Genomic DNA, 26,918 nt, shown 5'->3' with positions numbered 1-26,918 from the left:
CTGGGATACCCCCCATCAGGCGGCATGGCTGCGAACGTTTTTGGCATCAACCTTAAGGTGATAGGCTTGACAGGTTTCGCCGCCAACTTCGAGGCGGGGCCCTGCGGGAGAAATTGTCAGACCCGTGCGGCGCATGAGTAGCCCGGCGGACACGGAGGTGAGGCAAATATAGGAGCTGAAGTTCCAAGCCTTTGCCAGTCTGGCCAGGGTCAGTCCGATTTCACCTCTAACCCTCATTCGATCCCGGCTGCTCAGGGTGTCGGTCACAAAAACCCTGCTGACCTCCCATGTGTTGGGGTCCTGGGGGGCGGGATCGTCGAGAAGGTTCTTCGGCATATCCGGTAGCAGACCAAGCTGGGCATCGCGCAGCATGTAACTGGCGTTGATATTATGGGCGGTTGTGGGTGTTACCCGCAGGCCGCCATAGACAGTCAACCCATCGTGAATGGCGCAGTAGATGCTTTCCGGAGTATCATATTGGTCAAATTCCAGCCCGCGGGTGTTGGGGAGTTTCCAGCCGCGCGTTTCGATGAAATGGTGATACCTGGCGCGCAAGAGCGCGGTGAACAGTGTTCCGGTTTCCCCCAAGTTATCGAAGGAGATTTCTGTCGATTGCATTTGGGTGCCTACCCATTTGTTTGAATCACGCAAGACACGGTGTCGAGGGATTTTCTGAAGTTTGAATCAACTTTTACAGGCAATCGTAAATTTTACATTAATTTTGACGGGTTTACTTAAGCGCAGTATGAGGGCAGGGGGCAGCGGTCGGAGCAGCCTGCTGCGCAGCAGTCTTTGTTTCATGGGTGAGCGCGGCAATTCGGCGAATTTCGGACAGCAATACCGATTTTTTTACGGGCTTGGCGATATAGCCCAGAGCGCCAAGCGCGAGAAACCGCTGGCGATCTTCTGGTGCGGCATTTGCTGTGAGCATGACAACCGGCGTTTCGGCAATCCGGCCGCCTCGACGGGTCATCTCCGTTAGAGTTTCTTCGCCATCCATGACTGGCATTTTCATGTCCAGCAAAACCAGATCCACCGGGCGCTGCTCCAGGCACTTCATGGCCTTGGAGCCATCCTCGGCCTCGATAATCTCGACATTGCTCTTTTTCAGGAAAGAGCGGACAACCATTCGGTTGGACTGGGTGTCATCAACCAGCAGAATGGTGTGCAGGCCAAGATCCTGATCAGCCCCCTGATCCGTCCGCTGAGTAGCTTTCGTGATGCTTTGGACATTGGAATGATCTTGGCTGGCTTTGGGCTCCTCCAGAACTTTGATCTGACAGGTGAAGGTGAAACAGCTTCCCTGTTTTGGAACCGAGCTGATTGAAATATCTCCCCCCATCATCCGTGCAAACCGGCGCGCAATCGCAAGCCCAAGACCGGTTCCGGGAACCGTTGGCGCGTTCTTGTCCACAGCGCGATAGAACTCGGTAAACAGATGCGGGATCTGGTTGGAGGCGATACCGCGCCCTGTATCCAAAACCTGGATGGTGAGAATAGACTGATCCTCGACCTGCTGCGCCGTCACATTGACCGTGATGTGCCCGGCCTCTGTGAATTTGACCGCATTCGAGACCAGGTTACCAATCACTTGTCTCAATCGCTGGGCATCAAACTGGGCGTAGCTTGGAATGTCTTCTACAAAACTGAGATCAAAGTGCAGACCTTTTGCCTCGGCGGGCGCCCGAAACACTTCCACTGCATTAGCGATCTCAACCCGTGGCGAAGCGGCGGTCAGGTTAACCTCAATATGGCCGGATTCCACTTTGGCATGGTCAAGGACATCGTTCAAAATACCAGTGAGTGCCTGGGCAGATTTTCGCAACAAAAGGGTGCGCTCCTGCTGTGTCTCAGGGTCGGTATCTTCCTCATCGATGAGCTCGGCCATGCCGCAAATGGCATTGAGCGGGGTGCGAATTTCATGGCTCATTGCAGCCAGAAAGCTGCTCTTGGCGCGGCTTCCGGCCTCGGCGTCGCTCAGCGCATGGCGCAGCTTGTCGGTCATTTGATTGAGAGAGCGCATGCTATGAGCAATATACCCGGCTCCGAGCACCAGAATGACCACTGCGATGCCAATCTCAACCGGGCTGGCAAAGCTGTGGAGAAAGCTGACAATCATAAAGCCGACCGCACAAATGATTGGCACTGCTGTCAGCAGGCCAAAGAACATCCATTCGGACCTGGCAACCACGCTGTGATTGAGGGCTATCACCAAGAGCATCGTCCCGGCAAGCTTTGGAAAGGCTTCAGGTTGGAAAAAGAGCAGCATCGGGATCGAGTTGAAAAACAGGATGCCTATGAAGGCAGAACCAGTGAACAACGCAATTCCAGCGAAAGTAACCTTACGCTTCAGCTTGTTGTAGACATAGATCCCGACTAGCTCGATCAGGGCGATGCCCAGATAGATGAAACTGACAGTTTGAAAGGGCAGGTAGTAAAGAGACAGAAGTGCGACGACTGTAATGGAAGCAAAGCGGGAGGGCAGGTCGTTGCGGACCAGTTGGTTCTGAGCTGACACCGACGCTTGAAGGTCTGGTGATAATTTCAACATTCGCATAGTCCTTGCGGTGGCCTTCGCCTTGTTCCTTGTTTGGCCAAACAAAGGCCGAGAGCAACAGTTTGCAACTATTGAACAGGAACGGATTCTCCTTTTCCGCTGAGTTTACGGCCTAAAGATGTGTGCTCTCTTAACCTCCAACGGTTTTGAAGTAGAGACACAGAACCGAAAAAATGGATCCCGTTCTTGTCCTGTTGCAAGTGTTGCCCATTGGGAGCCTGCTGTTCAAGCCTATCAATGACTACCAAGCCCTCGGTTCACGGCGAAATCAAGGATTTTACCCCTAAAACTGTTACGACAGTCGATGTAACAAGGTCATGAGACGCCAACCTGCAAGACAGAACTCGCACCACATCGACCTGCTGGTCGATGTGGTGCGAGGCCACAATATGGTCTCGGCGTTCTGCTTCGCCAACGGTCAGATCTTCCATGGGACCAGCGCGCGGCGAAATGTAGCAGCGAGAGGTCAAGGCCCCATTCAGTCTGGATCACTGGCAGGGAGGATGTTTGGTCTGGGTTCAAATTTCGCTGCAGGGCTAACGAGTTTTGAACCTAGGCAAAGGTGTAGTCGCCGCCCTTTTCAAGTGCCCGCCGGTAGGCTGGTCGCGCCTGAATATTGGCTACAAACCCCGCCAGCTTTGGTAGCATTTCGGCCTTGCCCTGAGCGATGGCGATTTCGGCGGGAAAGCTCAGCATGATATCCGCAGCTGACAGGTCATCCTGAACAAAATGACCGGAGGGGCGCAGCAGCCCCTCCATATAGGCAAAGTGGCTTTCCAGTTGCTGAGTAATGCGCGGGGCCAGGGGCGCGCCAGCTGCGCCCAGTTTACCAACATAGAGCTGCAGCAGGATCGGCGTCATGGCAGAGCCCTCGGCAAAATGCATCAGCTCCAGATGGCTGATGTAGGCGTCGGTGTCGCGGTCGGGCACCAGTTGCGGGCCAAAACCAGCGCAGAGATATTCAACAATTGCGCCACTTTCGGTGATGATCCGTCCCTCCACCTCAAGCATGGGGGATTTGCCCAAGGGATGTTTGGCGATCAGGGCAGGGGGGGCCAAGTTGGTTACGGCATCACGCTGGTAGTGTTTGATCTCATAGGGCAGGCCCAGCTCCTCCAGCAACCAGAGAACCCGCTGCGAGCGTGAATTGTTGAGATGATGTACGGTAAACATGCAGGCCTCCTGAGCCAGTAGGATCGTTGATCCGGTTCGCGGTCCTTCCCTCAGAAGTTGAAGTTCTTTGCTGTTCGGCACCAGAGTCACGTTGGGTCACAGTGGTTTGCGGCATTAACCCGCCGAGGGTGGTCCGCAAAATAGCGAAACGCGCTCCAGATCTTTGGCATCCTCAGGGGCCATCTGGTTGATGACATAGCCCGCCACCCCCGGCACATGGGCGCTGCATCACATCCAGTTTGGGCGCCACCACGGCGGACAGATTGGCCAGAACCAGCAGTGATAGGCTGCTGCCAATGGTCCCGGATTGAAGGACCTGAAAGTGGTTTTCCTTTGGTCAACCAAAAGATCCCAGCAGCTCCTGGTTTTGGTTCCTCTGGGAAATGATATCGACACATGAACCAGGAGGGGTTTAAAAAATTACATAATATCAGTGTCTTGATTAAGGTTTTGACTGGTAGAGCTTGGCCATTAATGCGCGGATGAGATAGGTTCTATTCCCGTTTTGCATGAGTGATTTGAAATTGGCATTGGCCCCTGGTCGGCGCCATGGCTTAGGTAATGCCCACTGTTTCAGGAGGCCAACCAAGGCCACCGACATGGAGGGAAAGATGAACAAATTTATCCGCATCGCTGCGGCTGGTGTGATGTCGCTCGCCTTTGGCGCCGTGGCTCAGGCCGAAGTCACAGTCAAAGTCGCCTATGACGCCGATCCGGTGTCATTGGACCCGCATGAGCAGCTGTCCGGTGGCACGCTGCAGTTCTCGCATATGTCTTTTGATCCGCTGGTGCGCTGGACCCAGGATCTGCAGTTTGAGCCACGCCTGGCAACCAGCTGGGAACAGATCGACGAGCTGACCACTCGTTTTCATCTGCGTAGCGGTGTAAAATTCCACTCTGGCAACATGCTGACCGCAGCAGACGTTGACTGGACTTTTGATCGTCTGAAAGAAAGCCCCGACTTCAAAGGCATCTTCAGCCAGTTCACCGATGTCAAAGTGATCGACGATCACACCTTTGACCTGATCACCTCCGAGCCCTATCCGCTGGTGCTGCACACGGTGACCTATATCTTCCCGATGGACAGCAAATTCTATTCCGGCACCACCGAAGACGGCAAAGACCGTGCTGAGCTGGTCAAGCATGGCGACAGTTTTGCGTCGCGCAATATCTCCGGCACCGGTCCCTTTACCGTCACCTCGCGTGAGCAGGGCGTAAAGATGGTCTTTGACCGTTTTGAAGGCTACTGGGACACCGAAACTGCCGGCAACGTGGATCAGATCATCCTGACCCCGATCAAGGAAAGCCCCACCCGTGTGGCTGCGCTGCTCTCTGGCGACGTTGATTTCATCGCGCCTGTGCCGCCAACCGATCTGGCCCGTGTCGAGGACAACGACGGCACCAACCTGATCACCATGCCCGGCACCCGTATCATCACATTCCAGATGAACCAGGACCGTGTTGAAGCCTTCAAGGATGCCCGCGTCCGTCAGGCCATCGACTATGCTGTCAACAACGCTGGTATCGTGGATCGCATCATGCGCGGCTTTGGCACCGTTGGCGCCCAGTACAGCCCCGCAGGCTACCTGGGTCATAACCCAGACCTGGCCCCTCGTTTTGACGTCGAAAAAGCCAAGGCTCTGATGGCCGAAGCTGGCTATGCTGATGGTTTTGAAATCTCGATGATGGCGCCAAACAACCGCTATGTGAACGATGACAAGATCGCCCAGGCTGTTGCTTCGATGCTGGCAAAGATCAACATCAAAGTTGACCTGCAGACCATGCCGAAGGCCCAGTACTGGCCCGCCTTTGATGAGCGCGCAGCAGACATGATGATGATCGGCTGGCACTCGGATACCGAAGACTCGGCCAACTTCCACCAGTTCCTGAGCCATTGCTTTGACGAGGCTTCCGGCAATGGTCAGTACAATGCCAACAACTTCTGCAACGCAGAGGCGGACATGCTGATGGCCAAGGCCAATGCGGAAACCGATGCCGGTAAGCGTGCGGTGATGCTGAAAGAGCTGGAAACCATCCTCTACAATGAGGCGGCTTTCATCCCGCTGCACTGGCAGAACCTGGCCTGGGGCGCACGCAAGGGTGTGCACGCGGAATCCATCGTGAACGCGCTGAACTTCCCTTACTTCGGTGACCTCGTCGTCGACTAAGGACAGCCCAATCAAAGACCGGAGCAGGCCAGCGTGGCTTGCTCCGGCCTCTTCTCCGGCATTTTTCAAAAACAATTTGCCAAGGGTATTCTTCCTGACTGCGCAGGGAGGGAAGGTTTGATGCCCTTTGCTATTTGTTTTAGGCCCTATTTGTTCCAGGCCCTACGACCCCAGGCCCCACTATCCCAGGAAGAAGGTGTAAAAGCATGTTTGCTTACCTTGTGAAACGCGTGTTCCAGGCCATCGCGGTGATGTTTGTCATCTCGCTGATCGGCTTTGCCATTCAGGACAATCTCGGTGATCCGCTCCGCGAGCTGGTTGGACAATCCGTGAGCGAAGAGGTCCGGCAGGAGCTGCGCGATGAATTGGGGCTGAACGACAGCTTTATGACGCAGTACCTGCGCTTTGCCGGCAATGCACTGCAGGGCGATCTGGGCACCAGCTACTTCTTCAAGGAACCGGCGCTGGATGTGATCCTGAAAAAACTGCCCGCAACGCTGGAACTGGTTGTGGGAGCCTCGATCATCATTATCGGGTTGTCGATCCCGGTGGGCGTCTTTACCGCCATCTACCCCAATTCGATCCTGAGCCGCCTGGTCATGGGGATCTCGATCATCGGGATTTCGATCCCGGTGTTCTTGACGGCGATCCTGATGATCTATGTGTTTTCCGTCGAATATGGCTGGTTCCCCTCCTATGGGCGCGGTGATGTGGTGCATGTCTTTGGCTTCTGGGACACCAATTTTGCCAGTGTGGACGGCTGGATGCATATTCTGCTGCCCTCGGTCGCGCTGGCCTCGATCATGCTGCCGCTCTTTATCCGCCTGATCCGGGCCGAGATGATGGAAGTGTTGCAGAGCGAATATGTGAAATACGCCAAGGCCAAGGGCATCCGGCCCTGGCGCATCTATTTTGTCCATGCGCTGAAAAACACGCTTTTGCCGGTGATCACTGTGGGCGGCGTGCAGATCGGCACCATGGTGGCCTATACCATCCTGACCGAGACCGTCTTTCAGTGGCCGGGCATGGGCTTCATGTTCCTGGAGGCGGTGAACCGCGTCGATACCCCGCTGATCGTCGCCTATCTCATCGTCGTCGGCTTTATCTTTGTTGTCACTAATACAATCGTTGACCTGATCTACGGGCTGGTCAATCCCACCGTCAATCTTGCGAGGATGGGCGCATGAGCAGCCTGAGCACCAATTCCGAACCATCGCGCTGGGCGCAGATCTGGAACTCCAACATCGCTTACAGCTTTCGGCGCAATCCGGTGGCCGTTGTCTCGCTATTGGTCTTTGCGGTGATCACGGTGATGTCCTTTCTGGCGCCGCTGATTGCGCCTTTTGATCCCTATGATCCGGCGCAGATCGACATCATGAACAGCGAATACCCCCCCGTCTGGGTGTCAGGGGCCGACCCGCAGTTCATGCTGGGCACCGATGATCAGGGCCGCGATCTATGGTCCACCATCCTCTATGGCACCCGGCTGTCACTACTGATCGGCATCTGCGCCGTTGCCCTGCAGGCTTTCCTTGGGATTTCGATTGGCTTGATCGCCGGCTATGTGGGCGGGCGGATCGACAGCCTGCTGATGCGGCTGGCCGATATCCAGCTGTCTTTCTCGACCCTGATGGTCGCCATCATCTTTCTGGCGGTGACCCAGGCGATGTTTGGCTCTGAGACCTTCAACCAATATGCCATCTATTTCCTGATCGCGGTGATTGGCGTCGCGGAATGGCCGCAGTATGCTCGCACCGTGCGTGCCACCGTGCTGGCGGAGAAAAAGAAGGAATATGTCGACAGCGCCCGCGTATTGGGCTTTGGTCCCATTCGCATCATGGTACGGCACATCCTGCCAAACTCGCTGTCGCCGATCTTTGTGATCTCCACCGTGCAGGTGGCCAATGCCATCATCTCCGAGGCCTCGCTGTCTTTCCTCGGCCTTGGTATGCCGCCGAGCCAGCCCTCGCTGGGGTCGCTGATCTCTTCCGGCTTTGACTATATCTTCTCGGGCAGCTGGTGGATCACCGCCATTCCCGGCGTGGTACTGGTGGTGCTGGTGCTGGTGATCAATCTCTTGGGTGACTGGCTACGTGATGCCCTGAACCCCAAACTCTATAAGGGATAAGCGCAATGTCCTTGCTTTCCGTGCGCGATCTAAGCGTGAAATTCGCCATGCGCGACAATACCGTAACTGCCCTCAATCAGATCAGTTTTGATCTAGGCAAGGGCGAACGTCTGGGCATCGTCGGGGAATCCGGCGCTGGCAAATCCATCACTGGCTTTGCCCTGATGAACCTGCTGAGCCGCCCCGGCTATATCGACAGCGGCAAGATCCAGTTCCTGGGCGAAGACATCACCGAGATGTCCGACGCCAAAATGCGCAGCATTCGCGGCAACCAGATGGCGATGATCTTTCAGGATCCGATGGTGACGCTGAACCCGGTGCTGACCATTGGTCAGCAGATGGTGGAAACTCTGCAGGCCCATCGCAAGCTGAGCAAATCCGAGGCCGAGCAGATCGCTATCGTCAAACTGCGCGAGGTCTATATTCCCTCGCCGGAGGAGCGTCTGGACCAATACCCGCATGAGCTGTCAGGCGGGATGCGCCAGCGGATCATCATCGCCATTGCGCTGCTGCTGGACCCGCAGCTGATCATCGCGGATGAGCCAACAACGGCGCTGGATGTGACCATTCAGGCCGATATCATGGAGCTCTTGCTGGAGTTGTGTGAATCCAACAAGGTCGGCCTGATCCTGATCACCCATGATTTGGGCGTGGTCAGCCAGATGACCGAGCGCACCCTGGTGATGTATGCCGGGCGCATCATCGAGGCCGGGCGCACGCGGGAAATCATCAACGACCCGCAGCACCCCTATACGCAGGGGTTGATCAACGCGCTGCCGCAGCAGACAAAACCGGGGCAACGGCTGAAGCAGATCCCGGGTAATATGCCCTCGCTGACGGCGATCCCTAAGGGCTGCCCCTTTAGCCCGCGCTGCGAATATGTGCAGGATCATTGCCTCACGGAGGCCCCCAAGCCAGTGCAATATACCCATGTTGAGGTCGCCTGCCACGAGGTGAACCGGTTGCACAGCGACAAAGTTGAGGAGATGAACTGATGAGCGCGCCTCAGCCCCTGTTGGAAATTCGCAATCTTGAAAAACGCTTTGAACTGGACCGTGGCTTTCTGGAAACCTTGAAGTTCAAGGGTGGCAAGCTGGTGCAGGAAAAGCGCGAAGTGCATGCGGTCAACAATATCTCGCTGGAGGTCGCCCCCGGCGAGGCGCTTTGTGTTGTTGGCGAAAGCGGCTGTGGTAAATCCACCGTTGCCCGGCTGATCGCGGGGCTGCTGACCCCCAGTGGCGGTGAAATCCACTACGCCGGGGAGCGCATTGATGATCGCTCGCGGCGCGCCATGATGCCGCTGCGCAAAAAGATGCAGATGATCTTTCAGAACCCCTATGCATCGCTGAACCCGCGCATGACCATCCAGCAGGCGCTGGAAGAACCGGTGCGCTACCACAATCCCGCCCTGTCAAAAGGCGAGGTGCGCGACAAGGTGGCGGATGTGATGCGTTCGGTCGGGGTGGACCCCAGTTGGGCCGGGCGCTACCCGCATGAGTTTTCCGGTGGTCAGCGTCAGCGGATCGCCATTGCCCGTGCCCTGACGGTAGATCCTGAGTTCATCATCGCGGATGAACCGATCTCGGCGCTGGATGTTTCCATTCAGGCGCAGGTGCTGAACCTGATGCTGGAGGCCAAGGACGAGCGCGGCCTCACCTATCTGTTCATCACCCACGATCTGAGCGTGGTGCAGCACTTTGGTACCAAGGTGGCGGTGCTCTATCTGGGTTCGGTTTGCGAGCTTTCCGATACGGCAACCCTGTTTGAAAACCCCAAACACCCCTATACCCGTGCTTTGCTTTCTGCGGTTCCGCAGTTAAAAGATGATCATCCCAACCACATCCGATTGCGCGGTGAAATCCCGACACCAATCAACCTGCCGCAGGGATGTCCGTTTGAAAGTCGCTGTGCCCATGCCAATAGCCGGTGCCAGAGTGAGCAACCCCGCCCCCAGCTGCAGCCAGATGGGGCGCTGGTGGCCTGTCATGCTGTCGAAGAAGGGCGGCTGGACGGGTAGGGCCCGGACATGCTGAACGGGATGCTACAGTGGACATAGCCTGGCTCAGAGATTTTGAGGCCCTGGTCGCGCAGAAGAATTTTTCGCGCGCGGCAGAGGAGCGTAATGTCAGCCAACCGGCCTTCTCCCGGCGCATTCGTGCGCTGGAGGAAGAGTTCGGCGTCAAGCTGATCAACCGGCAAACCTTGCCGCTGTCGCTGACCCCGGCGGGGGAGGTGTTTCTGGCGCAGTCGCGGGTGATGTTGCGCACCTATGATGAGACCCTGGAGCGCTGTCAGATCATTGATGCGGCGGGGGAAAACGTCATTCGCTTTGCCACCTCGCAATCGCTCTATATGACCCATTACAAGACCCATATCGCCCCATTGGTTGATGAGGGTGGGCTGGAGATTGATCTGAATTCCACCGGCTGGGCGGTGGATCAGTTTGTCTCGGCGCTGCAGCAGCGGTACTGTGACGTGATCCTGACCTATTGGCACCCTGCCATGGATGCACTGGCCCCCCTTTCGCTGGGCAATTGCGACTATATCACCCTGAGCGAAGATCTGTTTGTGCCGGTGTCAAAGGTCGGCCCAGACGGGCCATTGCATCGTTTTGAAAGCACGCCAAAAAAACCAGTACCGCTGTTGTCTTACGGCACGGTCTCGGCGCTGCGCTCGGTGGTGGAACATGCACTGCGGCAGAACTTAGATGGACCTAAGATGCTGGTGGTGAACCAAAGCGTTCTGGCGATCTCGGTCAAGGCCATGGTGATGGAGGGCTTTGGCCTGGGCTGGCTGCCACAGGAGCTGTGCAAGCAGGAGCTGGCGGAGGGGCAGATGCAGATCGTCGGCGGCGCAGAGCACCGCCATCCGCTGGAAATCCGGCTGTACCGTGACAAGGAAAACAGCAAACCAACGCTGAACCGTCTCTGGGGCGATATGCAGGCGGCAATTGGGGTGTCAGAGCAATAGCTGAGGCGCTATCGGCTCGATCAAGGGGCTGCGGTCTTCACCGTATAGGGCGCCAGGCTTTCCAGAAAGGTATCGACAAAATCCAGTGAAAGCAGTGAGCGGCTGCCGGAGGCCGGGCGCAGGATCGACAGCCAATGCGAGAGTTCCGGTTCAAAGGGGCGCATCTCGACGTTCTTTGACTTGAACTGATCCGCATCCAGGGCGCTGACAACGGAAACCCCCTGACCCTCGGCCACCATCAGGCAGGCGGTGGAGAACTGACGCACCTCGACCCAGGAATTCAGCAGCACACCATGGTCCGAGAAGGACTGCGACAGGCTTTTGAAAAACGTGCTGCTCTTGCGGGTGTGGATCATGCGCTCATCCGCCAGATCCAGTGGCGAAATACGCTCCAGCTTGGCCAAGCGGTGGCCGCGCGGGAAAATACAAACCGTTTTGATGGCGATATCGATGTGTTCAACCGCCGGATGGCCAGAGAATCCATCTGTTATGCCACAGTCATATTGCTCGCCTATGATCCACTCCAGGATCCGCTCCGGGCGGTCCGGCTCAAGCGTGAGATTCACCCCCGGACGCTGCTGCAGAAACTTGGCCAGCAGCTGTGGCAAATGGGAGCTGGCAAAGCCCGGCAGGCAGGCAATACGCAGATGTCCGGCGGTGCGGTCCGTCAAGTCCCGGTTGAGTTCCTCCAGATGGCGCAGGCTGTCGAAGACCCGACCGACCTCTGACAGCAGGTAGCGCGCTTCGCTGGTGGGAATCAGCATGCCGTCTTTGCGCTGAAACAGCTCAATCGCGACCGAGTTGGAAAAGTCGGACAACAGGCGGCTAGTGGCGGGTTGGGATATGCCCAAAGATTTTGCGGCTCGGGTGACTGATCCGGTCTGCGCAACGGCCTGAAAGGCCTCTAGCTGCCTTAGTTTAAATTTCAATGGTTTAGCCCCAAATTTTCAAAGATATTTTGCAATCACATAACATCATGTTATGCTTGATGTCAAAAAACTTTCACTTGCATTATGCCCATTTCTGCTCACTCTTTGGGCATCAGATGAACGGGGAGAACTCATATGTCTATCAAATCACTTCTTTGCACGTCGGCCATTCTGGCCTCGACCGCAGGTACTGCCTTTGCTGAAACCGAGGTCCAGTGGTGGCACGCAATGGGCGGCGCCAATGGCGAACGCGTCAACAAAATTGCCGAAGATTTCAACGCCACGCAGAGTGACTACAAAGTTGTTCCTGTCTACAAGGGCAACTACACCGAAACCATGACCGCGGCGATTGCGGCCTTCCGTGCCAAAGAGCATCCGCAGATCGTGCAGGTTTTTGAAGTTGGCACCGCCACCATGATGGCTGCCAAAGGCGCGATCTACCCGGTTGAGAAACTGATGAAAGACGCTGGCGAAGCCTTTGACGGCGACGCCTTCCTGCCTGCGGTTGTGTCTTACTACGAGACCCCCGAAGGCGAACTGCTGTCGATGCCTTTCAACAGCTCCACGCCGGTTATGTGGTACAACAAAACCGCGCTGGATGCGGCCGGTGCCTCCGTTCCCACCACTTGGGATGAGGTTCAGGAAACCGCCCAGAAACTGGTCGACAACGGTATGGATTGCGGTGTTTCCTTTGGCTGGCAGTCCTGGGTCATGGTTGAGAACTTCTCGGCCTGGCACAACATCGGCATGGGCACCAAAGAAAACGGCTTTGCCGGGTTCGACACCGAGTTCAGCTTCAACAACGAAGCCGTTGCAGCCCGTCTGGATGGCATCGCTGCCATGACCGAAGGCAACCTGTTCAAATACGGTGGCCGTCGCGGCGACAGCCTGCCGATGTTCACCAATGGCGAATGTGGCATGTGGATGAACTCCTCTGCCTACTACGGTTCGATCAAGAGCCAGGCCGGGTTTGAATTTGGTCAGACCATGCTGCCGCTGGATACAGCTGTCGCTGATGCTCCACAGAACTCGATCATTGGCGGCGCCACCCTCTGGGTGCTCGAAGGCCATGAGGAAGAAGAATACAAGGGCACAGCCCAGTTCCTGACCTATCTGTCCTCACCAGAAGTGCAGGCCTGGTGGCACCAGGAGACCGGCTATGTGCCGATCACCACAGCCGCCTATGAGCTGTCCAAGGAGCAGGGTTTCTACGAGAGCAACCCCGGCACCGACACTGCCATTCAGCAGCTGAGCCTGAACACGCCAACTCCGAACAGCCGTGGCCTGCGCTTTGGCAATTTTGTTCAGGTGCGTGATGTGATCAACGAAGAGCTGGAGGCCGTCTGGGCGGGCGATAAATCGGCAACTGAGGCGCTGAACGCAGCGGCTGAGCGTGGCAACACCCTGCTGCGCAAGTTTGAGCGTTCCGCCAAATAAGCTCCGCTTAAGGATCTGAGCCATGCCGCCCTTTGGGCGGCATGGTCTCGTTTGCGCGCCAGTGAAATGGCGCATCACTACTGGGCACTACACGGGGCACTCCATGCTGAAACGCGTCCATTTTCCTTCTTCGCCACTGCCCTATCTATTGGTGGCACCGCAGCTGGCAATCACGCTGGTGTTTTTCATCTGGCCCGCCAGTCAGGCGATGTATCAGTCATTCCTGATCGAGGACGCCTTTGGCCTGGGATCCGAATTTGTCTGGTTTGAGAACTTTCAGGTTCTCTGGGACGACCAGCACTATCTGGATGCCTTTTGGCGCACCGGCATTTTTTCACTTCTGGTCGCAGGGCTCTCGATGGGCGTGGCGCTGGTGCTGGCAGGGTTTGCGCAGCGGGTGGTGCGCGGCGCCATGGTGTACCGTACCCTGTTGATCTGGCCCTATGCGGTGGCCCCGGTTCTGGCCGGCGCGCTCTGGGTCTTCATGTTCAATCCAACCCTGGGGATATTCCCCTACTTCCTTGAATTTGTTGGCATTGACTGGAACCACTACCTGAATGGCAATCAGGCCATGGGGCTGGTGATCCTGGCTGCGGCCTGGAAACAGGTGGCCTATAACTTTTTATTCTACCTTGCGGCGATGCAGTCGATCCCCAACAGCGTCATCGAGGCCGCTGCCATTGATGGTGCCGGCCCGGGGCGTCGGTTCTTTTCCATCATCCTGCCGCTGATCTCGCCCACCACGTTTTTCCTGCTGGTGATCAACATGGTCTACGCCTTCTTCGAGACCTTCGGCATCATCCACGCAGTGACCCAGGGCGGGCCGGGTACCTCAACCACGATCCTTGTCTACAAGGTCTTCAATGATGGCTTTGTGGGGCTGGACCTAGGCGGATCTGCGGCGCAGTCGGTGATCCTGATGGTGCTGGTCATTGCCATGACTGTTGTCCAATTCCGCTATGTTGAAAGAAAGGTGGAATACTGATGGTTGAACGTCGCCCCCTTACCGCATTGCTCACCCATTTTGTGCTGGTGCTTGGCGTCATTGCCATTGCCCTGCCGATCTGGATCACCTTTGTCGCCGCCACCCATGATGAGCTGCGCATGAACCAGGTGCCGCTGCCGCTTTGGCCCGGCACCCATCTGTGGGACAACCTGAGCCAGACGCTGTTTGGCTCAGGTCTCAGCGGCAGTCAGAGCGCGCCGGTCTGGTTGATGCTGCTCAACAGTCTGGCCATGGCGATGATGATCTCGCTGGGCAAAATCGCTATCTCGCTGCTCTCGGCCTTTGCCATTGTCTATTTCCGCTTTCCCTTCCGCATGACCTGTTTCTGGATGATCTTCATCACCCTGATGCTGCCGGTCGAGGTGCGGATCCTGCCGACCTTTGAAGTTGTCGCCAACCTTGGCATGCTCAACAGCTACTGGGGGCTGTCGATCCCGCTGATCGCCTCGGCCACTGCGACTTTCATGTTTCGCCAGGTGTTTCTGACGGTCCCAGACGAGATGCTGGAAAGCGCACGCATTGATGGGGCAGGGCCGATGCGGTTCTTCTGGGATATCCTGCTGCCGCTGTCGCGCACCAATATTGCGGCGCTCTTTGTGATCCTCTTCATCTTTGGCTGGAACCAGTACCTTTGGCCGCTGCTGATCACCACCGATACCTCGATGACCACGATTGTCATGTCGATCAAACAGATGCTGGAGGCGGCCGAGCAAAGCCCGCAATGGAATATCATCATGACGACGGCGCTGCTGGCGATGATCCCGCCGATCTTTGTCGTCATCTCGATGCAAAAGCTCTTTGTGCAGGGCTTGACGGAAACCGATAAATAGGACGCCCCTCAAATGGCTGAGATTAAACTAACCGACCTGACCAAATCCTACGGTCCCACCGAAGTGCTGCACCATGTTGAGGGCGAGATCAAAGATGGCGAGTTCATCGTCATCGTCGGCCCCTCGGGCTGTGGGAAATCCACCCTGCTGCGCATGGTTGCCGGGCTTGAAACCGTGACATCTGGCGAGATCGCTATTGCAGGGCAGCGGGTGAATGAGCTGGAACCCTCGGCGCGCGATATCGCCATGGTGTTCCAGAACTACGCGCTCTACCCGCATATGTCGGTGCGTCAAAACATGGCCTATGGGCTGAAAATCCGCAAACTCTCCAAGGCTGAAATCAACCGCCGTGTCGAAGAGGCTGCCGATATTCTGGAGATCCGCCAGTATCTTGACCGTAAACCCCGACAATTGTCCGGGGGGCAGCGTCAGCGGGTGGCCATGGGGCGCGCCATTGTGCGCGATCCGCAGGTCTTTCTGTTTGACGAGCCCTTGTCGAACCTGGATGCCAAGCTGCGGGTGCAGATGCGTCTGGAAATCCGCAAGCTGCAGCAGCGCCTTGGTGTGACCTCGATCTATGTTACCCATGATCAGGTTGAGGCGATGACGCTGGGGGATCGGCTGATGGTGCTGAACGGTGGCTACGTCGAACAGTTCGGCACCCCGATCGAGCTCTATGACCGGCCAGCTTCGGTCTTTGTGGCCGGCTTTATTGGCAGCCCGGCGATGAACTTTATCCCGGCCACTGCAGAGCCTGATGCACTGGTCTTGTCTACGGGCGTCCAAATGGCCGCTCCGCAGCTGTCGGATGCCACGGTGCAGTCCACTGCGGTCCTATTGGGTATTCGCCCCGAACATCTGGTCCCGGATGAAGAGGGGCCGATTGTCATCAATGTCGATATGGTCGAGCAACTGGGCGCCAATACCCTGCTGCACGGCACCCTCAGCGGCAGCCAGCACGCGATGGTGGCCTCCATCCCCGGACATGTTACGGCCGAGCCAGGCAGCCAGCACTGTTTCTCGGCTGCACCAGAGCTGTTGCATCTGTTTGACCCAAAGTCCGAAAAACGGCTGGGACTGTGATGAACTACCCCCAATTGGCGGCCTTTACCGGAGGCGCGGGTCTGATCCGGGTGATTGGGCACCGGGGTGCGCGTGGTGTCATGCCGGAAAACACCATGGAGGGCTTTGCCTTTACCCTGAACTGCGGTGTGCGCCTGTTGGAGTTTGACGTGGTGATGACCCGCGACGGTGTGCCGGTGATCACCCATAATCACAGCCTCACCGGCTCGATTGTGCGCGACGGTGCGGGCAATTGGCTGCAGGGGGTGGAACCCAGGGTTTCGGATCTGGACTGGGCTGATTTGACGGTGATGGATGTCGGGGGGCTTGATGGGCGCAGCGACTATGGCCAGCGCTTTCCCGATCAGGCCTTTCTCTATGGGGCCCGCATTCCGCGTCTCAGCGATCTGTGTGAATTGATTGCCCAGCCGGGCTACGGCGACGTGCATCTGATGCTGGAGATCAAATCGGATCCGGCAAAGCTGAAGGATGCAACGGCCCGCGCCAAAGTGGTTTCGGCTGTGGTGGCAGAGGTGCGCGCATTGGGGTTGACCACGCGCACCCTGATGCACAGTTTTGATTGGGATCTGCTGGCGGAATGCACGCGCCAAGCCCCTGAAATGCCAACTTCCTTTCTGACGCAGCTGCCTGAAAACGCCGCTGATATTGGCGAGGACCACGCAGCTGCCAGTCTTGAACTCACCAAGGCCGGGACCAGTGCGCCGGATCTGGTGGCGCAGGCCGGTGGGGCGCTTTGGTGTCCCTATTATCTGGATGTGACGGTGGATCAGGTGGCGCGGGCACAGGAGCTGGGCCTGCGGGTGGCGGTCTGGACGGTGAACGAGGTGGCGGATATCGACCGGATGATCGGGTTAGGCGTTGACGCCATTGTCACGGATTACCCGGGCCGGGTGCAGCGCAGGCTGCTGGCACAGGGCCATGTCTGGACCGAAGAAACGGCGATTGCGGTTTAGGCACAGGCAGGACTGGCCCAAACCTAGGATTTAAATCCCGCCTCGCAGAAGGCCAGCAGTTCCTCAGTCAGATCCTCCGCGGTCTCTGCCTCGGCGAGGCCCGCGATGCGCCAGCGCGAGGTGCAAAGCGCCAGCATGGCAGAGACCATAAAGACAAAATGGGTACTGATCTTTTGCTGCGAGGACTCTGGCAGGACCGCTGAGATTTCAGTCAGGAACACCTTGACGGTGGGGTCAAAGCAGCGCTGCGCAATATGCTGCCAGCGGATGTCCGAGGAGACATGAGCGATTAGCCGGCCATAGGCCGACCAGGTTGCACCGCCGTTGAGGGTCTTGTCGATAAATGGGGCAATAAAACAGGTCAGGATCTGGCGCAGGGTCAGCGGGCCAGCCGCCTTTGCCAGCGCCAGCGCCTCCTGTCTGATCCGGGCCAGTTCATCAGCCCGTCGGGCAACCACGGTGGCAAACAGCACCTCTTTGCTGCCGCCGTGATGATTGACCAGCGCCCCCTGCACATCGGCGGCCTTTGCGATGTCTCGAATCGACGCGCCTTCGAATCCCCGTTCCGCAAACAGCTGCTCTGCGGCATCAAAAATACGCTCCCGTGTGGCGAGAGAGCGTTTGCTTGGTGCGCGTTGTCGTTGTTTTTCTTGTGATTTCTCAGTCATTACAGATTTATCTTGCCCTATTTTTAACAGTCGTTCAATTTAAAAGCGCACCCCAGGGTGCTTGAGGGAGGAAAAATGATGACGGCACAGGCAAGCGTGGCGCAAAACGGCGCTGCGGCGGGCAGATTTGCTTTGATTGGTGCGGGGCCTATGGGGCTCGCCATGGCGAAGGTTCTGAAGGAACAGGGCATCGCCTTTCAGGGGTTTGAGCTGCATTCCGATGTGGGTGGGCTCTGGGATATCGATGCGCCGCATTCCACGATGTATGAAAGTGCGCATCTGATTTCGTCCAAAAAGATGACTCAATTTGACGACTTTCTGATGGGGGACGAGGTGGCGGAATACCCCTCGCACCGGGAGATGCGGCGCTATTTCCGTGATTTTGCCCGCCACTATGATCTCTACGCGGACTTTACCTTCAACGCAGAGGTATTGTCCTGTGACCCATTGGGCGATAGCGGCGCGGGCTGGCGCGTTACCTGGCGCGATGGGGAGGGGCAGGACCACAGCGATGTCTTTGCGGGGGTTTTGATTGCCAATGGCACCCTGGCCGAGCCGAACAAGCCTGATTTCAAAGGCAAGTTTGACGGTGAGATGATCCACGCCGCCCAGTACCGCGACCCGCGACAGTTTGCGGACAAACGTGTGCTGATCGTGGGGGCGGGCAATTCCGGCTGCGACATTGCGGTGGATGCCATTCACCACGGGGTGAGCTGCGATATCTCGATGCGGCGTGGCTATTACTTTGTGCCCAAATATGTCTTTGGCAAGCCCGCCGACACCATGGGCGGCGCCATTCGCCTGCCCATGTGGCTCAAGCGTCGCGTCGATGGCATGATCCTGAAGTGGTTTGTCGGAGATCCACAGAAATACGGCTTCCCCAAGCCGGATTACGCGCTTTATGAAAGCCACCCGGTGGTGAACTCACTGATCCTGTTCCATGCCGGCCATGGTGATCTGAAGGTGCGCCCGGATATCGACCATATCGACGGCAAGACGGTGCATTTCACCGATGGCAGCCAGGCGGACTACGACATGATCCTGACCGCCACCGGCTATCTGCTGCACTATCCCTTTATCGATAAAGAATTGCTCAACTGGCAAGGCGCTGCACCGCATCTCTACCTCAACTGCATGCACCCAAACCGCGATGATCTTTTTGTGCTGGGCATGGTCGAGGCCTCGGGCCTGGGCTGGCAGGGGCGGCACGAGCAGGCCGAAATGGTGGCCCGCTACATCAAAGGATTGGCCGAGGGCAACCACGGGGCAGCCAAGCTTAGACAGGAGAAGTCTGCCGGTTTTGAGCGCGCCACGGGCGGCATGAAATACCTCAAACTGGCGCGAATGGCCTATTACGTCGACAAGGCCACCTACCGCCGGGCCGTCACCGGTTGGATCAAAGCCCTGGAAGGAGGCACATCATGACGGAGCTTGATACAGTTGTTCTGAACTTCAGCGCCGCCAGCCTGCTGGTGATGAATGCGATCCTGGCGATTGTGATGTTTTCCATCGCATTGGATCTGAAGCTCAGCGACTTTGCCCGGCTGATGCGTTCGCCCAAACCGGTGCTGACCGGGCTGGTCTCGCAGTTCATTGTGCTGCCTGCGCTGACCTTCCTGCTGGTTCTGATGGTCGAGCCACGGGCCTCGATTGCGCTGGGGCTGATCCTGGTTGCGGCCTGTCCGGGCGGCAATATCTCGAACTTCATCACCCATCGCGCCGGCGGAAATTCTGCGCTTTCGGTGTCGATGACCGCCTTTGCCACGGTGGGGGCGATCCTGATTACCCCGCTCAACATCGCCTTTTGGGGGCAGCTCTATGCGCCCACGCGGGAGATCCTGAACCGGGTTGAGATCGATCCGCTGCAGATCGCCATCACGGTGTCCCTGATGTTGGTGCTGCCGCTGATCCTGGGGATCTATCTCAACAGCCGACAGGCCAGATTTGCGGATCGGGTGCGCCGCCCGATGCAGAACCTGTCGATGCTGATCTTTTTGGCCTTTGTGATTCTGGCGCTTGCGGCCAATTGGTCGTTTTTCCTGAAATTCGCCCCCTATGTTGGTGGGCTGGTGGTGCTGCACAATGCCATCGCCCTGGCCGCAGGCTATGGCAGCGCGACGCTGGCGGGCCTGTCGGACTATGACCGGCGTGCCGTCACCATTGAGACCGGTATTCAGAACTCTGGACTCGGGTTGGTGCTGATCTTTGGCTTTTTCAACGGGCTGGGCGGCATGGCCGTGGTGGCGGCCCTTTGGGGCATCTGGCATGCCATTTCCGGCCTGGGGCTGGCTCAGCTGATGTCCCGACGGGAGGCAAAGCGATGACAAAAGTCCTGATTACCGGTGCGGCCGGGGATGTGGGCTCAGCCTTGTTGCGAGAGCTGGCGCAGGGTGAGGACAGCCCCTATGAGGTGGTGGCAACAGATATCCGCCCTCCCGCCGACCTGCCGCAGGGGATCCGGTTTGAAGTCTTGGATGTGCGGGGAGAGGGCCCCGATCAGCTCATTGGACGCGAGCGTCCGGATGTGGTGATCCACCTGGCCTCGATTGTGTCGCCGACAACGCGCGACTTTGCCCATCAGGTCGATGTGATCGGCTCGCGCAACGTGCTGGCGGCCTGTCGCACCCATGAGGTCAAACGTCTGGTGGTGACTTCCTCTGGGGCGGCCTATGGCTATCACCCGGATAATTCGGTTCCTCTGGTCGAAAGCGATCCAATCCGCGGCAATCCAGAGTTCGCCTATTCGGACCACAAACGACAGGTCGAAGAAATGCTGGCCCAGGCCCGTAGTGAGGCCCCCGATCTGGAGCAGGTTGTGCTGCGGGTGGGCACCGTGCTGGGGGCGGGGCTGGAAAACCAGATCACCGCCCTGTTTCACAAACCCCGCTTGCTGGCGTTGATGGGCTGTGAAAGCCCCTTTGTTTTTATCTGGACCCGGGATTTGGCGCGTATTTTGAAGCGCGCCATCCAGGTGGGACCTGCTGGCATCTACAATGTTGCCGGCGATGGGGCGCTAGGGGTCTCAGATCTGTCAAAGGCACTGAACAAACCGGTGCTGCGTCTGCCGATCTGGCTGCTCAAGCTGGCCCTTGCAGTGGCGCATCCGCTGAAACTGTCGCGCTATGGTCCCAGCCAGGTGCGGTTCTTGCAATATCGCCCGGTGCTCGACAATAGCGCCTTAAAGGCCCGGTTTGGCTATGTGCCAGACCTGACCAGCGCCGAGGTTTTTGCGCTTTGGAAAAAGGCGGCGGGGCTGTGATGACCACTCAAAATCAGGCAAAGACAGCCATTATCACCGGCGGGGCAGGTGGCTTGGGACTGGCGCTGGATGCGGGGCTGCGGCAGGCGGGCTGGTGTACTGTGCTGATTGATCTGCCGGGACCGGCACTCGAGGCACTGCCACCGCTGGAGCGACGAAAGGTCTTGGCCTGTGATCTGACAGACGCCGGTGCCATGGCGGCGCTCTGTGCTCAGATCCGGCTGGAGCAGCCATCGATTGACTTGGTTGTTTATAATGCGGGGATCACCTGGATTGGCGCCTGCGCTGATCTGGGTGCAAAGGCCCATAGAAAAGTGTTTGAAATCAATTATTTTGCCGCCGTACAGATGGCTCAGACCCTACAGGCTGATCTGCGCCGGGTCAGGGGCACCCATCTGGCGATCTCTTCGGTGGCGGGGTTCAGTCCGCTGTTTCAACGCACCGCCTATGCGGCCAGCAAACACGCGCTGGAGGGGTTCTTCAAATCGCTGCGGTCAGAGGAAAAGCCACATGGGGTGCGGGTGGCAATAGCTGCCCCCAGTTTTGTGGCCACCAATATCGGTCGATCTGAAGCCAAAACCGATGGCATTGCCCGCCCTGGCTCGGCAACGGATGGTGTGGACTACATGAGCCCGAATGATGCGGCGCAGGAGATCCTCAAGGGGCTCGCAGGCGGGAAAAACTACATCCCCGTGGGGCGGATTGCGCGGCTGGCCTGGCTGATCAACCGATTGTCCCCGGCGCTATTTGAGCGGCTGATGGAGCGCCAGATCAAGGCTGGCCGCTGAAACCGACCTAGCAGCTTCTTAAGGGATTTGGTTCCCGCATCCTTTGAAGGCGGGTTAGAACGCCAGTTTCTTTACCTTTCTTAACGGAGTCTTTGCTTTCCCAAAGCCTTGCGAATAATTGAAATCCTGTCTTTTTGCTGCCTCGTGCAGCATCGCGTCGTTTCTGTTTCTTGGGGGGCTCTGTGGTACATTTTGGAGCGCAGTTGCGCGCGGTTCTTGCGCAGCGTTTGGATCGTCCTGCTTTGATCTGCAAGGCTATCGGCTCCGTGACAGGTGCCGATAGCCTTGCTGCCTTGGATCAGATCATTCTGGCGATCGATGCGGCAAAGGTCGCGCCGGGGGCGGCAGTTGCGAACATCGCGCCAAAGGCCCGCCATGCCACGCTTGGGTTTCTGGCCTGTCTGCACGCCCATATCGCAGCGCCATTGAATCCGGATTACACCACGGATGAATTCCTGTTCTACCTCAGCGATCTGAAACCGGGGCTGGTCCTGTTGGGAGAGGGCGCCAGCCCTGCCGCCCATGCAGCGGTTGCAGCGGCGGGACTGGCCAGTCTTGAACTCGACGACCGCCTGTTTCAGGCAGGCCCTTATGAGGGCAGCCTGCCGGCGCAGTCCGATCCGACGGCAACAGGGCTGATCCTGCATACCTCTGGCACCACCGCCCGCCCCAAGATGGTGGCGCTGACACAACAGAACCTGGCCACCTCATGCACCAACATCGCCCAATCGCTGGCGCTGAGCGCCGAGGATATCTCGCTCTGTGCCATGCCGCTGTTCCATATCCATGGGCTGATGGCCAGTCTGGGGGCGGCGCTGATCTCCGGCGGGGCTGTGGTGCTGGCGGGGAAGTTCCAGCCAGAGGCCTTTGTCGAGAGCCTGCAGCGGCACGGCGTCACCTGGTTTTCCGCCGTTCCCACCATTCATCTTGTCCTGATCCAGCATCTGGAAAAACGCGCAGATCCGCTGCCGCATAATCTGCGGTTCATCCGCTCCTCTTCCGCCTCCTTGCCTGCTTCGGTTATAGCCCGGATGGAGCGCCATTCCGACGCCCCCTCTCCGCAGCCTGACACTGGCCTAGCCGTGCGCCCGAACCATGACTTTGGCGACTACGCTCACGCTTTGCCAACACCCTTGCAGACGGCCTGGGGGGAACACCCCGAACCAGTGCCCGAGCTGGGTTTGCCTTTTGATTTTGCACCACCAAAGCTGCCCTGCTACCGGGGCAACAGCACCCCGATTGAGATCGATGCGCAGACCTGGTCCAAGGTCGAAGCCCTTGCCGCTGAATTGCATGTCTCGCCCATCTCGGTGTTGCTGGCGGCCTATCGGCTTGCTCTGTTTGAAATCTCCGGGCAGCGGGATTTTTGCATTGGGAATACAGCGATGACCCGCGATGCACCGGGGGTGCAACAGATGCTTGGTGCCTTTGTGCAGACCCTGCCAATTCGTACCCCCGTAGCGCCAGGAATGGAGTTTGGCGATCTTTGCCAAACGGAACAGACAGCGCTGGCGCGGGCTCTGGAGCAGGCAACCACCTCCCAGTCTCAGGCATTAGCCACCACACAAGCGCAGGTTCAGAACACAGCAGCGGCCTATCAGGCCGTGCTGAATTATCGGGGCTTTTCCACCCGCAGGCTCAATCTGCACGGCTGTACGGTTCAGCCCCTGTCGTTGTCGGGGCGATCAACGCCTTTCACCCTGGCTTTGAACCTGGAAAAGACAGAGACCGGGCTCCAGGGGGAGCTGGTTTGGAATGCAGCGCGCTTTACCCCTGAGACTGCCGCGCGGATCACCGCGCAGTTTTCCGATATGCTCTCAGCCGCTCTTCAGAGCCCCAATACGGCGGCTGAAACGCTGCTGACCAAACTTAACGCCGAAAGGGCGAGCCCGCGCATTCTGTCTTGTCCTGCGCCCAAAGAAGCCCCCTCTCTGGCGCGATTGCTGACCCAGAGTTTTGAGCGCTACGCAGATCAGCCTGCGCTGCACTGTGGTGATCTGCATTGGAGCTATGCAGAGCTTGACGCGGCCAGTGCAGCCTGGGCGCAAGCGATTATGCATGCACCAGGGGGCGCGGGTGATCTGGTTGCCTTGGCCCTGCCGCGCGGCGCGCAATTTGTTGCGGCGCTTTTAGGCATCTTACGTGCGGGACGCGCCTTTGTACCCGTTTCGCCAGAGGATCCACCTGAGCGGATCGCGCGGATCCTCAAGCAGGCCGATCCCAAACATCTGATTGCAGAGGCGGAACTGGCGCAGGCCCTGGGACGCCCCAGTCTGTCCCCCGACGAGGGGGGCGCCATAGCAGGCACCTTCATCGCGCCCGATGCGCCCGCCGCAGAGGCCCTGGCCTATGTCATGTTCACCTCTGGCTCCACCGGTGAGCCAAAGGGCGTCGCCATCCCGCATCGGGCCCTGGCAAATTATCTGGCCGCAGTGCGCCAGGTCTTTGCGCCAACCCGGGGTGATAGAGTGTTGTCGGCCAGCGCCACCACCTTTGACAGCATCATCTACGAGGTTTTGATGCCGCTGGTGTCTGGCGGTGAGTTGGTGATTATTGAGGCAGGGCTTCGCCGTGATCCCTGGCATGTTGTTGAGACGATGCAGGCCAGCAAACCGCGGCATTTCTTTGCCACGCCGTCCTTGTGGCGGATGCTGATTGAAGCAGGCCTGCCGGATATGCCACAGCTCAAGGCTTTGATTGGGGGGGAAGCGCTGCCCCCAGAGGTGGCCAAGCAGATCCTGCCCAGGGTTGGGCAGCTGTTCAATGTTTACGGACCAACCGAGGCAACCGTGTTTTCAACCTGGCAAGAGGTCTTGCCACAGGGGGGCGAAGACAGGGAAAAAGCCCCAGTTGGTTCAAAGATTGGGCAACCGTTTCCTGGCTACAGCCTCGCGGTTCTGGATGCGCAGCAGCGGCCTGTCTGGCCGGGCATGACAGGGGAAATCTGGATCGGCGGAGCCGGGTTGGCCAGTGGCTATTACAAATCTGCGGAGCGCACAGAACAGAGCTTTCCCCAGGTTGATCTCGGTTCACAGACCAAGCGCTGGTATCGGACGGGGGATGTGGGGCGGCTGCTGGATGACGGAACGATCAGCTGTCTGGGGCGGCTGGATGACCAGGTGAAAATCAGCGGCCAACGGGTGGAACCCGGCGAGGTGGAAAACCTGCTTCTCGCCAGAAAGCTTGCCACCGGGGCGGCGGTTTTTGCGGCTGAGATAACGGATCGAACCCTATTGGTTGCTTTCTATGTGCCCCAGGATGGCGCCACAGAACCAGAGGTGCGACGGTATCTGCAGGCCAACCTGCCTGCGGCCTGGGTGCCAGGCCTCATTGTTACCTGTGAGGTGCTGCCGCTGAATACGGCAGGTAAACTGGACCGCAGGGCGATGCTAGTCCGGGCCAGGGAGGCTATTGAAACGCAAGGTACTTTCACTGATGCGGCTCCTGTGCCGGAGGATGCCGAAGGCCGCGAAGCTGAAGGCGGTTTGGCCCCGGCGGTCCTTCAGGGCTGGGAGCAGGCACTTGGCTGCCCACCTGCCAACCTTGATCAAGATTTTTTTGCGGCCGGCGGCAATTCGCTGCTGCTGATCACTCTATTGGGCCGCATCCGAGGCCTCACCGGCTGCCATCTCCCCGTTGCAGAGGCCTTTGGCGATCCCACTCCGCGGGAGCTAAATGCGCTTTTGGCCAAGACGGCACCGCAGGATTTACACAAGATTATTGTTTGCGCCAAAGAGGGTAGTTGTGCGCAGCCCTTGTTGTTCCTGCCTGGACTGATCCCAACCGGGCCAAATCTGACCAATATGATGCTGGAAGCGCCGCAGGATCAGAGCTGCTACATGTTGCAGCGTCCCATCGAAGCCCCTGGGGAGCCGCAGCGCAGTTTTGCTGACCAGGCGCGGTGTTTTGCACGCGTTCTGGAACATGGATTTCCCGGATCAAAACTGCATCTGACCGGATTTTCATATGGAGGAGCTGAAGCCTTTGAAACAGCGCGTCAGCTTGCGGCATTAAAGTCTCCGCCCGCCAGCCTGACAATCATCGATAACGCACCGGTGTTTCACAAGGTCGGACAGGGAGACCCCGTCTGGGGAGAACAGGGGATACAGGCGGAGAACCTGCGTCGGGCCCATGTGTTTGAGCCCTGGCAGGGAGATATGAAGCTGGTGCGTGGGGATCGCAGCGGGTTGTTGTCCATCGCGATGATTGCTTTTGGCTGGGAAGATTTTGTCGAGGGGGAGGTCGCCGTTCGTATGGTGCCTGCTGCTCATAACGAAATGTTGCACCGGCAGGCTCCTGCAACAATGGCGGCGTTGCTGGGGCTGCGAGGGCCCGATTGCACTGTCACGCCTTTGCCGGGGGCCAAAGACCGACGCCGGGTTTCGTATCTTCTGGCCCAGGTCCAACCAAAGGCGGCGCTAGATCTGATCTGCGGGATCAGCCGCGAGCATCCTGATCACCCCTGGTCGAGCTTGGTTGCCGATAGTCTGGCCATCTCTATGGGGAAGGATTGCTCTGGATTACTGGCCGATTGGATCGAGGCCGCCCCGACTGATCCTCCCAAAGGCGTTCCCGCCCTGGTCTGGCATGCGGCGCGCGCTCAGGCATTGCTGCGGTTACAGGGGGCGCGGGCTGCTTTGCCGGAGCTTGAGAAAGCGCGCGCGCAAACACAGGCCAGCGGCAGGCTGTTGCATGACCTTGAAGCCATCTACGGTGAACTTCTGCACCAGGTTGATTGTGCACAAGAAGCGGTTGAGGTGTTGTTGCAGGTTGAAAAGACTTTTGGGGCAAGAGCGGATAGCACAACTGCACTGGGGATCAGCCTGGCCAAGACCGGACAGTTTCAAGGGGCTTTGAACTTGTTGCGCAAGGCTAAAGACACGGGGAACTGCTCGGCTGAGGTTCTGGAGTGGTTGGCCAAGTCGGAGGAAGGTATCTCGGCGAGCCAGGGCAGCCCAAAGGGCTGAGA

General features: G+C 58.1%; 21 protein-coding genes. 16 read left to right on the top strand and 5 right to left on the bottom strand.

The window, feature by feature from the left end:
- Positions 1-15 precede the first annotated feature (15 nt).
- The 3 genes from ED661_RS08530 to ED661_RS08520 form a co-directional block, all read right to left on the bottom strand.
- Entirely contained in the window at positions 16-618 is a 603-nt protein-coding gene (locus ED661_RS08530; protein WP_122073505.1) for an acyl-homoserine-lactone synthase, read from the bottom strand.
- Between the two features lie 112 nt (positions 619-730).
- A complete protein-coding gene (locus tag ED661_RS08525) occupies positions 731-2,551 on the bottom strand; it encodes an ATP-binding protein (RefSeq protein WP_122073504.1) in 1,821 nt (606 codons plus the stop codon).
- Positions 2,552-3,109: 558 nt separating this feature from the next.
- Entirely contained in the window at positions 3,110-3,730 is a 621-nt protein-coding gene (locus ED661_RS08520; RefSeq protein ID WP_122073503.1) for a glutathione S-transferase family protein, read from the bottom strand.
- A gap of 611 nt (positions 3,731-4,341) precedes the next feature.
- Here ED661_RS08520 and ED661_RS08515 point away from each other — a divergent pair.
- From ED661_RS08515 to ED661_RS08490, 6 genes are all read left to right on the top strand, one after another.
- On the top strand, positions 4,342-5,898 hold the full coding sequence (locus tag ED661_RS08515) for an ABC transporter substrate-binding protein (RefSeq protein ID WP_122073502.1): 1,557 nt from the start codon (positions 4,342-4,344) through the stop codon (positions 5,896-5,898).
- 206 nt (positions 5,899-6,104) lie between these two features.
- Entirely contained in the window at positions 6,105-7,085 is a 981-nt protein-coding gene (locus tag ED661_RS08510; RefSeq protein ID WP_122073501.1) for an ABC transporter permease, read from the top strand.
- On the top strand, positions 7,082-8,026 hold the full coding sequence (locus ED661_RS08505; RefSeq protein ID WP_122073500.1) for an ABC transporter permease: 945 nt from the start codon (positions 7,082-7,084) through the stop codon (positions 8,024-8,026). The genes ED661_RS08510 and ED661_RS08505 overlap by 4 nt, the downstream gene beginning before the upstream one ends.
- Positions 8,027-8,031: 5 nt before the next feature.
- Positions 8,032-9,021: an ABC transporter ATP-binding protein gene (locus ED661_RS08500; RefSeq protein WP_122073499.1), complete on the top strand. Its 990-nt coding sequence runs from the start codon at positions 8,032-8,034 to the stop codon at positions 9,019-9,021.
- A complete protein-coding gene (locus ED661_RS08495) occupies positions 9,021-10,043 on the top strand; it encodes an ABC transporter ATP-binding protein (protein WP_122073498.1) in 1,023 nt (340 codons plus the stop codon). The genes ED661_RS08500 and ED661_RS08495 overlap by 1 nt, the downstream gene beginning before the upstream one ends.
- A gap of 29 nt (positions 10,044-10,072) precedes the next feature.
- Positions 10,073-10,996 carry a LysR family transcriptional regulator gene (locus ED661_RS08490; RefSeq protein ID WP_122073497.1) on the top strand — a complete coding sequence of 308 codons (924 nt, stop codon included), beginning with the start codon at positions 10,073-10,075 and terminating at the stop codon, positions 10,994-10,996.
- A 20-nt stretch (positions 10,997-11,016) separates the two neighbouring features.
- Here the strand turns inward: ED661_RS08490 and ED661_RS08485 are convergent, their stop codons facing one another.
- Positions 11,017-11,925: a LysR substrate-binding domain-containing protein gene (locus tag ED661_RS08485; protein ID WP_122073496.1), complete on the bottom strand. Its 909-nt coding sequence runs from the start codon at positions 11,923-11,925 to the stop codon at positions 11,017-11,019.
- Positions 11,926-12,060: 135 nt separating this feature from the next.
- Between ED661_RS08485 and ugpB the strand changes: the two genes are divergently transcribed.
- The 5 genes from ugpB to ED661_RS08460 all read left to right on the top strand — a co-directional run bounded on the left by ugpB (position 12,061) and on the right by ED661_RS08460 (position 17,234).
- Positions 12,061-13,362 (top strand): sn-glycerol-3-phosphate ABC transporter substrate-binding protein UgpB, encoded by a 1,302-nt coding sequence (gene ugpB, locus ED661_RS08480; RefSeq protein ID WP_122073495.1) that lies wholly within the window; start codon positions 12,061-12,063, stop codon positions 13,360-13,362.
- Between the two features lie 103 nt (positions 13,363-13,465).
- Positions 13,466-14,347, top strand: coding sequence for a sn-glycerol-3-phosphate ABC transporter permease UgpA (gene ugpA, locus ED661_RS08475; RefSeq protein ID WP_122073494.1), 882 nt, complete (start codon positions 13,466-13,468; stop codon positions 14,345-14,347).
- Positions 14,347-15,198, top strand: a complete 852-nt coding sequence (gene ugpE / locus ED661_RS08470; RefSeq protein WP_122073493.1) for a sn-glycerol-3-phosphate ABC transporter permease UgpE — start codon at positions 14,347-14,349, stop codon at positions 15,196-15,198. The genes ugpA and ugpE overlap by 1 nt, the downstream gene beginning before the upstream one ends.
- Positions 15,199-15,210: 12 nt before the next feature.
- Positions 15,211-16,281, top strand: a complete 1,071-nt coding sequence (locus ED661_RS08465; protein ID WP_122073492.1) for a sn-glycerol-3-phosphate import ATP-binding protein UgpC — start codon at positions 15,211-15,213, stop codon at positions 16,279-16,281.
- Positions 16,281-17,234 (top strand): glycerophosphodiester phosphodiesterase family protein, encoded by a 954-nt coding sequence (locus ED661_RS08460; RefSeq protein ID WP_254054798.1) that lies wholly within the window; start codon positions 16,281-16,283, stop codon positions 17,232-17,234. The genes ED661_RS08465 and ED661_RS08460 overlap by 1 nt, the downstream gene beginning before the upstream one ends.
- Before the next feature lie 23 nt (positions 17,235-17,257).
- On the opposite strand, the gene ED661_RS08455 is transcribed toward ED661_RS08460, so the two are convergent.
- Positions 17,258-17,902: a TetR/AcrR family transcriptional regulator gene (locus ED661_RS08455; protein ID WP_122073490.1), complete on the bottom strand. Its 645-nt coding sequence runs from the start codon at positions 17,900-17,902 to the stop codon at positions 17,258-17,260.
- 75 nt (positions 17,903-17,977) lie between these two features.
- Here ED661_RS08455 and ED661_RS08450 point away from each other — a divergent pair, with 75 nt between their 5' ends.
- The 5 genes from ED661_RS08450 to ED661_RS08430 all read left to right on the top strand — a co-directional run bounded on the left by ED661_RS08450 (position 17,978) and on the right by ED661_RS08430 (position 26,916).
- Positions 17,978-19,327: an NAD(P)/FAD-dependent oxidoreductase gene (locus ED661_RS08450; RefSeq protein ID WP_254054797.1), complete on the top strand. Its 1,350-nt coding sequence runs from the start codon at positions 17,978-17,980 to the stop codon at positions 19,325-19,327.
- Complete coding sequence (locus ED661_RS08445; protein WP_122073488.1) at positions 19,324-20,226, top strand: bile acid:sodium symporter family protein; 903 nt, start codon at positions 19,324-19,326, stop codon at positions 20,224-20,226. The genes ED661_RS08450 and ED661_RS08445 overlap by 4 nt, the downstream gene beginning before the upstream one ends.
- Complete coding sequence (locus ED661_RS08440; RefSeq protein WP_122073487.1) at positions 20,223-21,161, top strand: SDR family oxidoreductase; 939 nt, start codon at positions 20,223-20,225, stop codon at positions 21,159-21,161. Before ED661_RS08445 ends, ED661_RS08440 begins: the two co-directional genes overlap by 4 nt.
- Positions 21,161-21,949, top strand: coding sequence for an SDR family oxidoreductase (locus tag ED661_RS08435; RefSeq protein WP_122073486.1), 789 nt, complete (start codon positions 21,161-21,163; stop codon positions 21,947-21,949). The genes ED661_RS08440 and ED661_RS08435 overlap by 1 nt, the downstream gene beginning before the upstream one ends.
- A 182-nt stretch (positions 21,950-22,131) precedes the next feature.
- Complete coding sequence (locus ED661_RS08430; protein ID WP_162930085.1) at positions 22,132-26,916, top strand: non-ribosomal peptide synthetase; 4,785 nt, start codon at positions 22,132-22,134, stop codon at positions 26,914-26,916.
- The last annotated feature ends 2 nt before the right edge of the window (positions 26,917-26,918 follow it).

It is taken from the genome of Pseudophaeobacter sp. EL27 (assembly GCF_900313025.1).
GTDB lineage: Bacteria > Pseudomonadota > Alphaproteobacteria > Rhodobacterales > Rhodobacteraceae > Pseudophaeobacter.
This window is presented reverse-complemented; position numbering and strand designations above follow the sequence as displayed.